Origin of the sequence: Neorhodopirellula pilleata, from assembly GCF_007859915.1 — a bacterium.
GTDB lineage: Bacteria > Planctomycetota > Planctomycetia > Pirellulales > Pirellulaceae > Rhodopirellula > Rhodopirellula pilleata.
This window is the reverse complement of sequence record NZ_SJPM01000007.1, coordinates 250,316-263,982: the sequence shown is the minus strand read 5'-3', so window position 1 is coordinate 263,982 and position 13,667 is coordinate 250,316. Positions and strand designations below refer to the sequence as shown.

The window sequence follows — 13,667 nt, the reverse complement described above, 5'->3', positions numbered from 1 at the left end:
GGATGATGCTCGATTGGCTTGCAAGTTGCATGGGCCACTATCATGAATACTCAATCCCCAGCCCAATCGTCCCGAACTGCTTCGACCACCATGAATGCGATGGTATTCGACGACTACGGCAGTGCCGACGTCATCCACCAAGCCAGCGTCCCGATTCCCCGCAGATTGCCTGGTTAAGTCTTAATCGATGTCCAGGCGACGAGCGTCAATCCGATCGACTATCGATTGCGAAATGGAGAGATGAAAGGACTGTTGCCGGGTGGCTTCCCGAGAGTTCCCGGTTATGACGTGGCTGGGATCATCGCCGATGCCGCCGCAGATTCACCATTCTCCGTGAGCGAGCGAGTGATGGCGTTCTTGGACTCCAGTCGTGGTGGCGCATCGGCCGACTTCGCGGTAAGCGCGATAGATGCCACCGCGAAAATTCCCAACGAGATGTCTTTCTAAGAAGCCGCCGCCGTCCCGCTGGCAGGGTCAACCGCCCTTCAGTCGCTCCGGGATCACGGGCGAATGAAACGCGGTGACCGAGTTTTGATCAACGGTGCCAGTGGCGGCGTTGGCATGTTCGCGGTCCAGATCGCCAAGGCTTACGGGTGTCACGTTGACGCGGTTGCCAGTGGCGACAATGAATCGTTTTGCCGGTCACTCGGCGCGGACCATTTTTACGATTACGAGAAAGTGGATTTCATTCAATCCGATGAACGATGGAATGTCATCTTCGACGCCGCCGGTAAGTCGGGCTACTGGGACGCAAAAGACGTGTTGCTGCCGCACGGTCGTTACGTTTCAACCGAACCCGATGTGAAAGGCATGTTGATGACGGTCTTAACGTGGCCGTTATCAAAATCCGGAACGGTGATGTTGGCACAATCTTCAGCCGACGATCTACGCGAACTCGTATCCCTTTATCAACGCGATCAATTGACGATTACGATTGACAGCCGGTTCCCGATGTCACGATTGGCCGAAGCCCACCGACGAGTGGAGTCCGGTGTTGATCGAGGCAAAGTCGTGGTGGTATCCCAGGAAGGTGACCTTCACACTGCAACAAGATGACCGACCCTCATTTGCCGCCTACAAGATACTGATCGATCCGCAGACTGATCTAATCTTGGGCGCCCATCTGCTCGGACCGGTCGCGGAGGAAACGATTAACCTGTTTGCCATGGCGATCCGGCATGGTTTGACGGCGTCGGATGTCCGATCAACACTGTTCGCCTTTCCGACCTTTGGTCACGACATCAGTCAGATCATTTGAGCACCCATGCGGTCTCCGACGCGTGCGTAGAGTTCGCGGTGGATCGATGAGTTGTCGACTAGATCTTGATCGAACCGAACTCGGCCTCGTTGAAAGATCGTGATCGTCGAGGAACCACCGAAGCGAAAGTAGCCTTTCTCACTTCCTTTTTCGACCGGATGATTTTCAGCAAAGGTCTGGCAAATCCCGCCCACACAGGTCGCGCCGATTTCCATCACGAGCACCATCCCGAGCGACTCCGTTTGAACTTCGGTAAGACATCGTTTATTGGTCGACAAAATATGGATGTTTTGGCACAGCGCGATCGGGTTGACTGAAAAGAGTGGGCCATTGATCAGACGAGTTGAGCCGGGGACACCCGCGATGGGAAAATGAAAGCGGTGATAATCAACCGGACACAACCGCGATAGCAGAAGACTGCCTCCGGCAAACTGTTCGGTAAGCGCCGGATCGTCAACCAACGTTGCTAAGTCAAACATCTCGCCTTTGACGAACAAGCCATCGCAAGCCGATAAGTCAGGAACACATAAATGACGTCCATCGGCGGGAAAGACGATCGACGCAGGATCAGAATCAACCGGGCGTGCTTCGGGCTTGAGCTTGCGATAGAAAAACTCATTGAAGTTAGCAAACTCGTCGACCTCGCGTTGGAACTCGCTCGGATCAAGATCGTAGTCGCTGATGAATGGGGCGATCTTTGTTCGCGTGCTCGGGCGATCCATCTTCCAACCATACCAATGCGAGAACAACGCTCGCTTGACGACCGTGTTCAACGAGACTCGACCGGCAAGTGTTCCGTAAGTCCATCGCAGAGCCTTGTCACCATAGACTTTTTCGACACAGGTTCGATCGGCGTAGCGGTCGTAGAAAACGATTTGATCCAAAGCAATTCAACAAGGTTTGTGTAGGGGACAACGATCTTGTCCGTGTTAGAACTCGAACTCCACCTTCCCGTCAACCAGTTTCAGTTTTGCGTCGAACTTCTTTCCAGACTTTGACTTGAAACCTTTCAGTTTGGCGGTCTGTCCGGTTTGAAGTAACTTCCTGGCTGTCGCGGGGCTGATTTTCTTGCCGGAGATCGTTTTCCAAATCGTCAAGCCACAGCCTTCACGCCACCGGCTACAGCTGAACGCTTTCGCGGTTTCGATCACAGAGCTGCGACACAACGGGCAAAGGCCAAACTCGCCCGCGTCGGACACGGCGAGTTCGGTTTTCGGGGGCGATGGTTTTGCGCGAGGCGATGGCTTTGCGCGAGGCGATGAGTTTGCGGGAGGCGATAGCTTCGACTGAGAAGAATTTCTCGAGCCGGAATGGGTCCCAGATTTTTGATCTTTAACACCTGATTCGGTGCGATTTTGTTCGTCGCCTTTGGGAAGTGGGATTTCGACGACCGCCCCGGTGGGCGACAGACTCAACAAGCAGGGATCGCCGCCGTCGAGTCGGATCGGCACGTTGATCGCGCCCCATTGCAGAAGTTGCCGCAGTTGTTCGGTGGAGAGATGGTAGCCACGATAGTCCGGCTCCAACACAAACGAACAGCCGTCTCTCCAAGCTGAACAGCCGAACGCTCGATTGCCTTTGACGACTCGTTTACCACATCGTGGACAAGGGCCGTACGTTTCATGATCTAGTCGATCGTTCTCGTGTGAGTTTACAATCTCGCGAGTGTACTGAGCGATCTCTTGCATGAAGACCTTGGCCGAATGTTTTCCCGCCTCGACCTGCTTTAGTTTGGCTTCCCATTGTCCGGTGAGTTCCGGCGATGTCAGGTTGCGGTCACGAACGATCGCGATCAGGTAGCGTCCCAGATCGCTGGCCACGATGTTCTTCTTCTCGCGGCGGATATATTGTCGTTGCAACAGAGTTTCGATCGTCGCGGCGCGCGTCGCAGGCGTGCCCAAGCCTTTATCGCGGAGTGCTTCGCGCAGTTCGGCTTCGTCGTCCCGTTTGCCGATCAATTTACCAGCGGTGTCCATCGCTCCGAGCAGCGTGTTCTCGGTGAAGTGTTTCGGCGGGGTGGTCTGCCCGGACTTGACGTGTGGTTGATGCGGACCGGTCTCGTTCGACTTGAATTCGGGAAGTGATTGCGACTCGCCGTCATCGCCCGCCGTCGGCTTTCGGAGGTCCGTCGCCTTTGGGCGTGCTTTCGCCGTTGGAGGGTACAGTTCGGTCCATCCGGCGACCACGACACGCACGCCTCGGGCACGGAACGGAATCTCGCCGGCGACCGCATCGACGGTCGTGATTTCCTTTTGGCATTCAGGATAGAACGCCGCAATGAATCGGGTCAGGATCGCGTCATAGACCTTTTGTTGCCGATCGCTCAGCCCGCCGGGAGAATTGCCGGTGGGGATAATAGCGTGGTGATCGGTGATCTTGGCGTCGTTAACGATTCGGCTCGAGAACGGCAAGGCATTCAACTTGAGTTTTCCAATCTCCTTGGGACGCAATGTCCGAAGTTGTTCGAACGTCTTGGGCACTTCCTTTCGCATGTCCTTCGTCAGATACCGCGAGTCGGTTCGTGGGTAGGTGATTAACTTGGCCTCGTAAAGCGACTGAGCGGCGGCCAATGTATCGGCGGCGGAAAACCCGAATCGCCGGTTGATGTCCCGTTGGAGTTCGGTCAAATCGTATAGCTGAGGCGGTTGAGACTTTTCGTTGTGACTCTGGATCTTCTGGATAACGATCCAATGTTCGGCGGCTTTGCGTGCGAGTTGCTCCGCTTCACCGGCTTGATCGAATCGGTCTCCGGTGTAAAGAAAGGTAACATCGCGGTAAACCGTCTTTAATTCCCAAAATGATTGCGGTACGAACGTGCGGATCTCGTCGTCACGTCGGACGATCATGGCGAGCACGGGTGTCTGCACCCGACCTAGGCTCCACAACAGTCCCGTCCCGCCCCGCCCCTTCGATCTCGAACTTGGCGAGGTATCGTCTCGGCCACGGTTGTTGATTCGATAGCAAAGAGTGTAATGGCGTGTCGCGTTGAGTCCGACGATCCAATCAGCTTGGCTGCGGCACTGGGCGGCGGCGAAAAGATGATCGTACTGCGAAATCGGGCGCATCGATGCGAAGGCGGAGGCGATCGCGGAGGGCGTCAACGAACTGAGCCATAAGCGTTGAACTGATTTGCCGGTGCAACCGGATAACGAAAGGATGTACCGAAAGATCAGTTCGCCTTCACGCCCGGCGTCGGTCGCACAGATGATGGAATCGGCCGCTTTGAAAAGGCGTTTGACGATCGCAAACTGCTTTTTCGCTCCGTCGTCGCCGCGCAGTCGCAGGCGAAATTCATCGGGAATGAAAGGCAGTGATTCGAGCGTCCATCGTTTCAGGGTCGGATCATAATCACCCGGTTCCTGCAATTCGACCAAATGACCGAATGCCCAAGTGATCTGGTAACCTTGTCCTTCGAGATAGCCATCATTTCGCGTTCGGGCCTTGAGGAACGCAGCCAAATCGCGAGCGACAGACGGTTTCTCGGCGAGGACGACCTTCACGGCGTGACTTCGAAAGTGTGATTGATGACTCGATCACCATCTTGTTCGATCGCCCGCAACAGCATTTGTTTCCCTATCAGTTCGGAACCATTGTTCCATTCGATGTTGCGATCAATCGTACCACCGGGCGGCAAAACCATGATTCGACGTTCATATTGACGACTCGCTCCGGCAAACAACAGGCAATCAAAATTGGCGGGGCGGTTAGTTTTGTTGATCATCTGAATTTTGACTAGCAATCGGTCATTGATCAACCGTGTTGTGACGTTCAATTCGAAACCTTCCGGCCCGACATCGATTTTACGGTAGACGCGGATTGTCGTAGGCGGGTTGGTCGCGAAGGTGAAGTCGATCGGAAGTTCGAAGTGACCGATCGTCGCGTCATTGCTGAGCGTTACCGTGAAATTGCTCGCGGAGGCCTGATTGGCGTTCAAATCCCACGTTTGGCTCGCCGGTGCGACTCGCCATTGGGGAGGTGTCTCCAGATTGATCGTTCCATTGAGGATCTGGCCGATCGGGTTAGCGTATCGAACCGTCACGGGCTGCTCGCGGCCCAAGAGAGCATCGATGCGTTGCTGGTCGACGGTCACTGACATCCGAAACTCGGCCAGCGCCGGATCGATGCCGACGATGAACTTTGGCACCGGCTCGACTTCGATACGATGAACCAAGCGGTTGTCGATCTGCTCGGTAGGAATATCTGTTCGTCGACCCCAAACGTCGATTTGATAGGCGTCGTCGCCAAGAAACAAACGCTCGGTTCGAGGAGTGTTGGCCCAGATCAAGAGCATCGAGAAGTGTGGTCCCCGAAAAACAATGTTCATCGATTCACGCCGCAGCTGAAGCGAGCCGATATTACGAGTCCTTCCAAGGAGAAGACTCGCTGTTCGCCACGGCAAGAGGAGCTCTTCGGGATGTCCGTCGGCCGATACGAGTGAATATTTCGTATCGAGCGGTTTGGTGGCGAATGCCGCATCGACATCGTGTCCGCGGATGGTGGCCATTCGCAGAATCAGGTCGATGATCCGATCATCTCGCTCGTAACGATCTTTGGGTAATGGGTTGAGTGACATCCAACGCTCACCCGATCGGCGAGGTTGTCGCTGAGCTTCTTGATCGAGCATCGCATCGAGTTCGTCGGCGGTGAGCGGTTCACTGATTTCTCGATGCACGCTTTTCCATGCATCGCCGGAGACCTCCGGTGGGAAATCCATCCAAGGCCACGCGATCGCCATCTCAAGCGGTTGGCCAAATCCCTGCAGCTCGCCGCCGATCTCGCTGATCTTGGTGGCCAGGTCAGCGCGGCCTTGAAAACTGTAGTCGTCATCGCCGCCGAGTTGCCATTTCTTGATGCGAAATGTCATGCGATTCATGATCGTTTCGAGTTGGCTTTTCCAGATCGTCGGATCATGAAGGTAAGCAGCCGCACCGGTTTCGCCGCGTTCTCGCAATCGATAGTGCTCGATGTTTTCGGCGGGTGGTTCATCGAGAACACCGATCGGTTCGATCCCGCTGTCTTGCAATCGTAAAGCCAAACTAGCGACCTTGTCGGCTGAATCGGTCGCTTCGGGGGCGTACCACACGGGCATTTTCGCATAACCAATGCCGATGTCTCGCAGCCAGCCCGCGATTGTTTTCTCGGAAACTTCGCCGTCTTCGTGCTTTCGTATCAAACTGGCCGGCAACGACCAACCGAAAGGCAGCATTTCGTTCGGCAACTCGGCTATCGAATTGGACGAGTTCAGCGGCAAACCTCCGACCAACGTCTCCTCTGGCTGACTCTTTGGCGACCACTCGCGCGGGTCGTTTGTCAGGCGGTCGATGATGGCAAATGAGGTTTCGTTGGCGAGCGAAACACCGTCTTCATTCTCCATCGCTGCGGTGAGGCGGTAGAACCCCGGTGGAAGACCGTTGAGTTCCCAATCAAACGAGACCGAGCTCTCCGGAGGTGACATCGGAACGAGTTGCTTTCGGGTTGTTCGGATTTCCTTGCCGTCGTGATCGAGAAGTCGCAGACGTACGTCGGCAGTTTCCTCCGGAAGTCCGAGCAAGTACGTGATCGTAGAGACAGTGTCACCCTTCCGATACAAACCGAATGGGCGATCGGTTGCCACTTTCATCTGCGGGAATTGCTCGAAGAGTATGTTGTCAAACGCGATCGTACCACGAATGTCTTCGAGTCCATCCTCACTACCGAAGACGTTTAACTGGACCTTCATGCTCACCGCGCCGACAGGTGGAAGCAACTTCTCGATCGAAACGGTTTGCCAACCTCTAGTTTGAGTGATCATGGGGGTTCGGGCCGACCGCAACGACCTGCCGTAGGCATCCGTAAAGTGTACTTCGGCAAAGACCCGATCATGCACAAGGCGTTCAGTCTTGATGTCGACACTGAACCGGTATTGATAGGTCGAACTGGTCGGAAGCGGCGGAGTGATGACGGCCGCTTGACCACCGTCCAGTCGCACTTCCAAACAGCGATCGATCATGTAGTCAGCCAGCGATGGCGGCAACGACGGCAGATCGGGAACCACCGCAACCGACTTAAATAGGTCGCGAATCGCCGGCCATTGCAACACCAACGAAGTATCGAATTTTAGGATCTCGGCTTCGAATTGAGGGTCTCGTGGCCGAATGTCGACGGCGACGTATTCAGGGAACCCGGTCGCTTTGCGTCGCTCGAAGTCGTCGGGCCAGCGATCAAAGTCCCGATCGGCAACGCGAGAGAAATCCCAGCGATACGTCCTTAACCCCGCCGGACCGGTCAGTTCCAGAACCGTCGAGGGGATCGGGATGATTGGCGTCGGGAGCGGTTGCCGGGGGGAGGTGCCGGACGTGACCTCGCTGTCCCGCCCCTCTTCAGGTCGACGCTCTGGTCGAACGTTCGAGTTTAATGGGGAAGTGCTCGTCGTTCCTGCACTTTGCGTCCGCTGAGCTGAAGCCTGCAGCGGCCCGGTCTTGATCGACCATCCGGTGGGCGACCATCCGAACCAAGACCACCCGATCAGCGAAAGGAATACGACGCGAACGATTGGTCGATCAACTCGGGGGCCTTGTCGGAAAGCCCCAGGCCACTTGTTCGGTCCGGACAAAGTCGGAAACATGATAGCTCGAACGAGAGAAAACGTGTGATGGACTTGCCGAGTTGTTCGGTGGACGTCGACGCCTTCGTTCTATTTGGAAAATAAAATGGCTGAACTGAAAATTGCCGTCCGACTCGATTCGATTCACGGAGTCCGAGCCAATGCCGTTTCGTTGCGAAAGGCACTCACCCTGGTCGCCTCCATGGGTGCCAGCGGCGTGGAACTATGCGGGCGCAGACTCATCGACGTATCGGAGTTATCGGACACCGGCGTGCGAACCTTGCGGAAAATCCTGGACGATTTGAATTTGCAAATCGTATCGATCCGCTTTCCGACCCGGCACGGCTTTGATCGAATCGAAGATCTGGATCGGCGAGTCGACGCGACCAAGATGGCGATGCGGACGGCTTATCGGCTCGGTGCTCCCCTGGTGGTCAACCAGATCGGTCCGGTGCCCCGACCGCCCCAACGGAAAGAATCCTCGGCTAGTTCGCCTCGAATCTCTGGTTCGATGATCTCCGGTCAGATGCCGCCGGAGGGGCTCAGTGTCGAGCAGGCCGCCGCTTGGGCAGCGTCGATCCAGTCCGGTGGTCGCACCCCGTCGGGCGCGTCGCCGAAAAACGACGAACCGGTCGATCCACGCTGGAACACGATGCGAGCGGTGCTGGAAGATTTGGGCCGCTATGGGGCAAAGGTCGGCGCGTTCTTCGCGGCCGAAACGGGTACCGAACCGGGCGAGTACCTGGCCGAACTGGTCGACACGAGTGCCGAGTCCTATGTCGCGGTCGCCCTCAATCCCGGCCAATTGATCATCAATCGGTTCAGCGTTCCGGCCGCCGTCAGGGCGTTAGGCGACCGGATTCGGATCGTCAATGCCGTCGATGGAGTGTTGGATTTGTCGGCCGGTCGTGGGATCGCCGTCCCCGTCGGACAGGGCACCGCCGATTTTCCCTCGTTGATCGGTCAACTCGAGGACATACCCTATCGAGGCCCGTTCGTCGTGGGGCGAGCGGATATGCCCGAAGACAACGCGATCGGGGAGCTAGCCCAAAGCGTCCAGTATCTCAAAAGCCTATGAAAGAACCTTGTCGAACGAGCTACCTTGGCGGGCGGTGCGAATTGCTTAGAATAACCGCTCGTCCGGGGACACTTGGGTCGGGGAAGCACCTCGACAAACGCCTCGACGGTCCCGCTCGTTTTCCCTTCAACTAAAGTGTCACCGTGGCTGAGTTGGCTCATCATAATTTGGACATCAAACGCGTCGCGATCCTGTTTGCCGGCGGCCCGGCCCCGGCGGCCAACGCGGTCATCAGCACGGCGGCTTTTTCGTTCCTCGAAGAAGGCGCTCAGGTGTTCGGGATCAAGCACGGTTACAGCCGCTTGGCGGAATACACCGCCGCCGGCCCGCTCCGTGAAGGCGACGACTACATGCGGTTCACGCATGATACACTCACTCACGCCCGCAGCAGTCGGGGGATCATGATCGGCACCGCCCGCACCAACCCGGGCAAACACGTCAGCAGCCCCGAACATCTCAAGGACCCCGAACTGGTTGCACCGCTCCGCCGCGTCTACGAAGGTTTATGTTCACTGGAAATCGATGCGTTGATTTCCATCGGCGGTGACGACACGCTCAAGACCGCCAACAAACTCAAGATGTTTCAAGACAATCTGCCCGGCGACGCACGACGTTTCCCGGTCATTCATTTGCCCAAGACGATCGACAACGATTATTCCGGAATCGACTTCACGTTCGGTTTCTTTACGGCCGTCGAAACACTGGCCGAGGAAATCCGCAATCTCAACTTCGACGCGGCCGCCGGACGAGCTTATTTCCTCTGCGAAGCGATGGGACGCAGTGCCGGTTGGTTGGCGTACGGTGCCGCGATCGCCGGCGAAGCGAGCATGGTGCTCAGCGTCGAAGACATTACTGGCGCGTTGGCCGAAGAAGAGGTTGTCAACCGAGAAACCGGTGAAACACGTAAAGTGATGGCGCTCGAACGTGTCATCGATCGCATGGTCGACATGATGCTCGCACGTGAACGCGAAGGTCGTCCCTACGGCACGATCGTGATCGCCGAAGGTATGGCGGAGTTCTTGCCGGCGAAGTATCTCGAAGGCATCGACCGCGATGACCACGGACACATCAATATTTCTTCGATCAACCTATCGGCTTTGGTGTCCGGATTACTCGCCGCACGCTACACCGAACGGACGGGGAAAAATCGCAAGGTCAACGGACTGCAACTCGGCTACGAAGCCCGTTGCGCCCCGCCCCAAGCCTACGATGTGATGTTGGGTTCACAATTGGGTGTCGGTGCCTATCGGGCGCTCGTCGAAGAGAAACTCAACGGCGTGATGGTATCCGTCTCAGGACAATTCGATCTTCACTTCGTTCCGTTCGAAGAACTCGTCGATCCTCAAACGCTCGTCACGAAAGTTCGCTTTATCGAACAAAACTCCGACTTCCATCGTTTGGCAAGGTTCCTGGAAACTTGCATCGATAGCTGAACGATCGTCAAGGCACGGCATCGCCAATGCACGGCATCGCCAAGGTGCTGCATCGCCAAGGCGCTGGGACGGCCGGATTGGGTTATGATGAGGGCGTGAAGATTTTGATTTCCCAGCAATCATCAACAGACAGAATATGAATAACCCGCAACCCCAGCCCAAAAGACGGCTTTGGATCGGCACGATCATCCTGATGATCGTCTCGTGGTTGGGAAGCGTGGGGCAGTCTTCCGCCGCAGAGGAAGACCAGTCCAGTGGTGGGGCTCCCGCATCAGCGGACATGCCCACCTCATGGGAGCCGACCGCCCTGAGCAATACGGATTTCTCGATCCGTCGGCGATCGACCGTGGAACTTTGGCAAGATCGTGATCGTTATCGCGACGCCGTGCTCGAAGCAATCCGTAGCGATGATTTGGAAACCGCCGAACGCGCCCGTTGGGTGCAGGATCGTTGGCGACGGGGGATCTTTGCCGAAACCTCACCCGAGATGATTCAACGTCTGGCACAGTTGGAACCCGTCGAAGCGATCGAGCTACTGCTGGAAACGGCCGACTTCGCTTCGGCAACCATCGCGATGAGTGAGTCCATCGGCACGTTGGATTTTGAAACGATCACGACTCGCGTGGCAATCACTCTCGACGTTCGATTTCCTGTTTATGCGCGGCGAGCGCTGCGATCGGGTCGCGAACACGATTTGTTTGAGTTCTTAAACGTGGCGGCCACGACGAAAGAACTCGCGGTCTGTCGACGGGATTGGGCGAACCTAATCGGCGCGGAAGCCCATGAACAAGCCTTCCAAGAGCGGATGCAATCGTGGCCACACTCCCGGTCGGAACCGACTCGATGCCTATTGGCGATGCTTGACGGCGATGCGGACACGGCATTGCAGATCGCTGAAGAAGCCGACGCTCGGATGCGATCCGAGCCGGCTTTAGATGAAAGACAACCGGCGCAAACGCGAGAAGATGCGGCGAAATCAATGTCGCTCACACGCATCGTCCGCATGATCGGCTCGCAATGGAAAGAATTGGCCGAAGATTCCGCCCACGCGGCTCGCGAGTTCGAACAAAAACCCAAGACGATTGAAACATGGACCGAAGCGATCGAGCATTGGTCAGACGCATTGATCGCCGCCAGCCGGTGTGACGACGTGCAGTTGGAACGGCAAGCGGTGGAGGGGTTGTCGCTTCCGGAGCCCAGGACTCCTTCACCCGATCGATCGTCACGGCCCGAAGCAACTGAAGACATCGAACCAATCGATTTGGCCGCCGAAACCCGCGCGTTGGCTTGGCGGACGTTGTTGATTCACGGCTATCTCGAGGAAGCGATCCGGTGGGTGCAGATCGATGACCCCGGCGATGCGGCGATGATCGCATCTTCCGCTTCGAAATCCCAACGAGCGATTGAGCTGCTCGATTTTGAGATGCGGCAAACCGACACCGGTTTAGCAGAACGCATCGACGCCGCCATCGAAGCGCAGCGTCAATTGTTTGAGGACAACGGTTCGATCGACCCGAACACGGTTCGTAATGCATTGGCGCGTTCCTCCACCGGCCTAGCTCCCGAAGTCGAATCGTTATTTGCCTTGATGCGATTCTTTTTGTCCGTCGGACGTGATGATGCGGCTTGGCGGATCGCCGACCGTTTATCGATCGAAGGCCTCTCGTGCCGACGTGGCACGAGCTCGAGCACGTACTTGGTTCGTGACTACGTGCTGTTGTCGTTGATGATGACCAATCGGACCGACTGGATCATTCGGCTGGGGTTTCGCGATTGGGAAACGGAACCGTCGTTGGTTAGCCAAAGTCTCATCGCTCGGATCTCGATCATTGATGATTATCAAGTCCTCATGATTCTCTCGGACTTGGTTCGATCCCATGCGCCGCATTTGACGCCACAAGATGCGTTTCGAACCGCATGCGAGATCGCACGAGGCGACCAATCCGATCGGCAAGAACATGCCGATTGGATTCCAATTCTCGCTCAAAGTCTCCGCGACGGTTCGTTGCGTCGGCGGGTCAATCAAGACGCTCAGCTCGACGCATTCTTTCAGCCTCACAACCGAGTGTGGAGCGACTTGTTTGTGGCCTACGGTCGTCCTGATTTGGCCGAACCGTTGTTACGACGTCGTGCGTCGACGGGTGACCTCGACGCGATGTATCGGCTCGCTCAAGAGTATCGCTTCGCGTCGTCGGTTTCAGACGAAGCGCTCAATCAATCGTTTGAAAAGATATGGGACATCGTGGCAACGCCACAAAGCGATGAGGACTCGCGTTTTCGCGATAAGGTGGTGACGGGCATTGATGCGATCGCAGGTCAAGTTCGTTTGGCCATGGACCGGGGCGATCAACAATCCGCCAATCAGTTGATTTTGGATCTCAATGCAATGGCTTGCACGCCATCGACAAACGTGCGACAGCACATCGCCGACACGCTCGCGGAGTTGGGGCAATTCGAACAAGCCAAGTCGATCTACCAGACGTTGCTATTGATGACCGCAATCTCATCGGAACCATCGCAAACATTGATCGACCTCGCTCGTAGCTTTCAGGGTTTCACGATCAAGGCGACCAAACGCGCGATCGATCGAACGGAATCGGCGGTACGCCTCGAGCCTGATCAGCGGCCAACTTCATTGCCGCCTGGCGATCAAGAACTTCGCCGCGCGGCCGTCGATTGGTTTGATATCGCTTTCGCAGGCATGTTGACCACGTTCGAGTATCGCCCGCAGATCTATTTGATCTATCCGCGTTTGATCTCGCGTGAACGATTGGAGATTGATTTGGCCGAACGTTTAAATGGTCCTGACGGTGTCACACGCATTTCCGACGACCGCCTCGTGAAACAAGTGAAACATCTGCAACGTCTTGATCGGATGGACATCACCACGGCAGAGTCGATCTTACCGTTACTGCGACAAGCCTCTCTTGACGAGGTCGCCGATCAATTCGTTAACAACATTCTCGAAGCGGCCGAAGAACATTTGCAGCTCTTTCCAGCTGATGCGATGATCGCCAACAACGTCGCGTGGGCATCCGCGATGAACCACCATTCCCTTGAACGAGCACTTGAATTAGCACGTCGAGCCGTCGCGTTAGAGCCTGACAGTGCGATTTACCGTGATACACTGGCCGAAATATTGGCCCGATCGGATCGCCCCGAAGAAGCCTGGATGATTGAAAAAGGCTGCCTTTTGGACGACCCTAGCCAATGGCACCTACACGAACAACTTCAAAGATTTCAAAAACTGTCGAAACCACGTTGACACCCGCTTATCGCAATTGATAACCCACACTCGAACTCAAAAGGTTTTTG

The 13,667-nt window shown here is 56.1% G+C and carries 10 protein-coding genes; 7 read left to right on the top strand and 3 right to left on the bottom strand.

Annotated features, from left to right (window positions below; all coding sequences use genetic code 11):
• Window positions 1-42: 42 nt before the first annotated feature.
• The 4 genes from Pla100_RS32210 (at window position 43) to Pla100_RS17660 (ending at window position 1,258) form a co-directional block, all read left to right on the top strand.
• Window positions 43-177 carry a hypothetical protein gene (locus Pla100_RS32210; RefSeq protein WP_261344809.1) on the top strand — a complete coding sequence of 45 codons (135 nt, stop codon included), beginning with the start codon at window positions 43-45 and terminating at the stop codon, window positions 175-177.
• A gap of 6 nt (window positions 178-183) precedes the next feature.
• Window positions 184-447 (top strand): alcohol dehydrogenase catalytic domain-containing protein, encoded by a 264-nt coding sequence (locus tag Pla100_RS31685; RefSeq protein ID WP_390620621.1) that lies wholly within the window; start codon window positions 184-186, stop codon window positions 445-447.
• 63 nt (window positions 448-510) lie between these two features.
• Window positions 511-1,056 carry an NAD(P)-dependent alcohol dehydrogenase gene (locus tag Pla100_RS31680; protein WP_231603165.1) on the top strand — a complete coding sequence of 182 codons (546 nt, stop codon included), beginning with the start codon at window positions 511-513 and terminating at the stop codon, window positions 1,054-1,056.
• Window positions 1,031-1,258 carry a hypothetical protein gene (locus Pla100_RS17660; protein ID WP_197168043.1) on the top strand — a complete coding sequence of 76 codons (228 nt, stop codon included), beginning with the start codon at window positions 1,031-1,033 and terminating at the stop codon, window positions 1,256-1,258. Before Pla100_RS31680 ends, Pla100_RS17660 begins: the two co-directional genes overlap by 26 nt.
• Here the strand turns inward: Pla100_RS17660 and Pla100_RS17655 are convergent.
• The 3 genes from Pla100_RS17655 to Pla100_RS17645 are packed head-to-tail and all read right to left on the bottom strand — an operon-like array spanning window position 1,246 to window position 7,862.
• The gene (locus tag Pla100_RS17655) at window positions 1,246-2,142 is read right to left on the bottom strand and encodes a phosphatidylserine decarboxylase (RefSeq protein ID WP_146579015.1); all 897 of its coding nucleotides are present in this window, start codon (window positions 2,140-2,142) and stop codon (window positions 1,246-1,248) included. The two genes, Pla100_RS17660 and Pla100_RS17655, sit on opposite strands and share 13 nt — an antisense overlap.
• 45 nt (window positions 2,143-2,187) lie before the next feature.
• The gene (locus Pla100_RS17650) at window positions 2,188-4,758 is read right to left on the bottom strand and encodes a type IA DNA topoisomerase (protein ID WP_146579014.1); all 2,571 of its coding nucleotides are present in this window, start codon (window positions 4,756-4,758) and stop codon (window positions 2,188-2,190) included.
• Window positions 4,755-7,862, bottom strand: coding sequence for a hypothetical protein (locus Pla100_RS17645; RefSeq protein WP_146579013.1), 3,108 nt, complete (start codon window positions 7,860-7,862; stop codon window positions 4,755-4,757). The genes Pla100_RS17650 and Pla100_RS17645 overlap by 4 nt, the downstream gene beginning before the upstream one ends.
• A gap of 85 nt (window positions 7,863-7,947) precedes the next feature.
• On the opposite strand from Pla100_RS17645, the gene Pla100_RS17640 reads away from it, so the two are divergent.
• The 3 genes from Pla100_RS17640 (at window position 7,948) to Pla100_RS17630 (ending at window position 13,617) form a co-directional block, all read left to right on the top strand.
• Window positions 7,948-8,919, top strand: a complete 972-nt coding sequence (locus Pla100_RS17640; protein WP_146579012.1) for a sugar phosphate isomerase/epimerase family protein — start codon at window positions 7,948-7,950, stop codon at window positions 8,917-8,919.
• Between the two features lie 143 nt (window positions 8,920-9,062).
• The gene (locus Pla100_RS17635; RefSeq protein WP_146579011.1) at window positions 9,063-10,352 is read left to right on the top strand and encodes a 6-phosphofructokinase; all 1,290 of its coding nucleotides are present in this window, start codon (window positions 9,063-9,065) and stop codon (window positions 10,350-10,352) included.
• 136 nt (window positions 10,353-10,488) lie between these two features.
• On the top strand, window positions 10,489-13,617 hold the full coding sequence (locus Pla100_RS17630) for a tetratricopeptide repeat protein (RefSeq protein ID WP_146579010.1): 3,129 nt from the start codon (window positions 10,489-10,491) through the stop codon (window positions 13,615-13,617).
• Window positions 13,618-13,667: the final 50 nt, after the last annotated feature.

What these genes read in the sequence shown, in the direction of transcription:
- Pla100_RS32210 (WP_261344809.1), top strand. Translation starts at nt 43, where the DNA reads ATGAATACTCAATCCCCAGCCCAATCGTCCCGAACTGCTTCGACCACC.
- Pla100_RS31680 (WP_231603165.1), top strand. Translation starts at nt 511, where the DNA reads ATGAAACGCGGTGACCGAGTTTTGATCAACGGTGCCAGTGGCGGCGTT.
- Pla100_RS17645 (WP_146579013.1), bottom strand. Translation starts at nt 7,862, where the DNA reads ATGTTTCCGACTTTGTCCGGACCGAACAAGTGGCCTGGGGCTTTCCGA.
- Pla100_RS17640 (WP_146579012.1), top strand. Translation starts at nt 7,948, where the DNA reads ATGGCTGAACTGAAAATTGCCGTCCGACTCGATTCGATTCACGGAGTC.
- Pla100_RS17630 (WP_146579010.1), top strand. Translation starts at nt 10,489, where the DNA reads ATGAATAACCCGCAACCCCAGCCCAAAAGACGGCTTTGGATCGGCACG.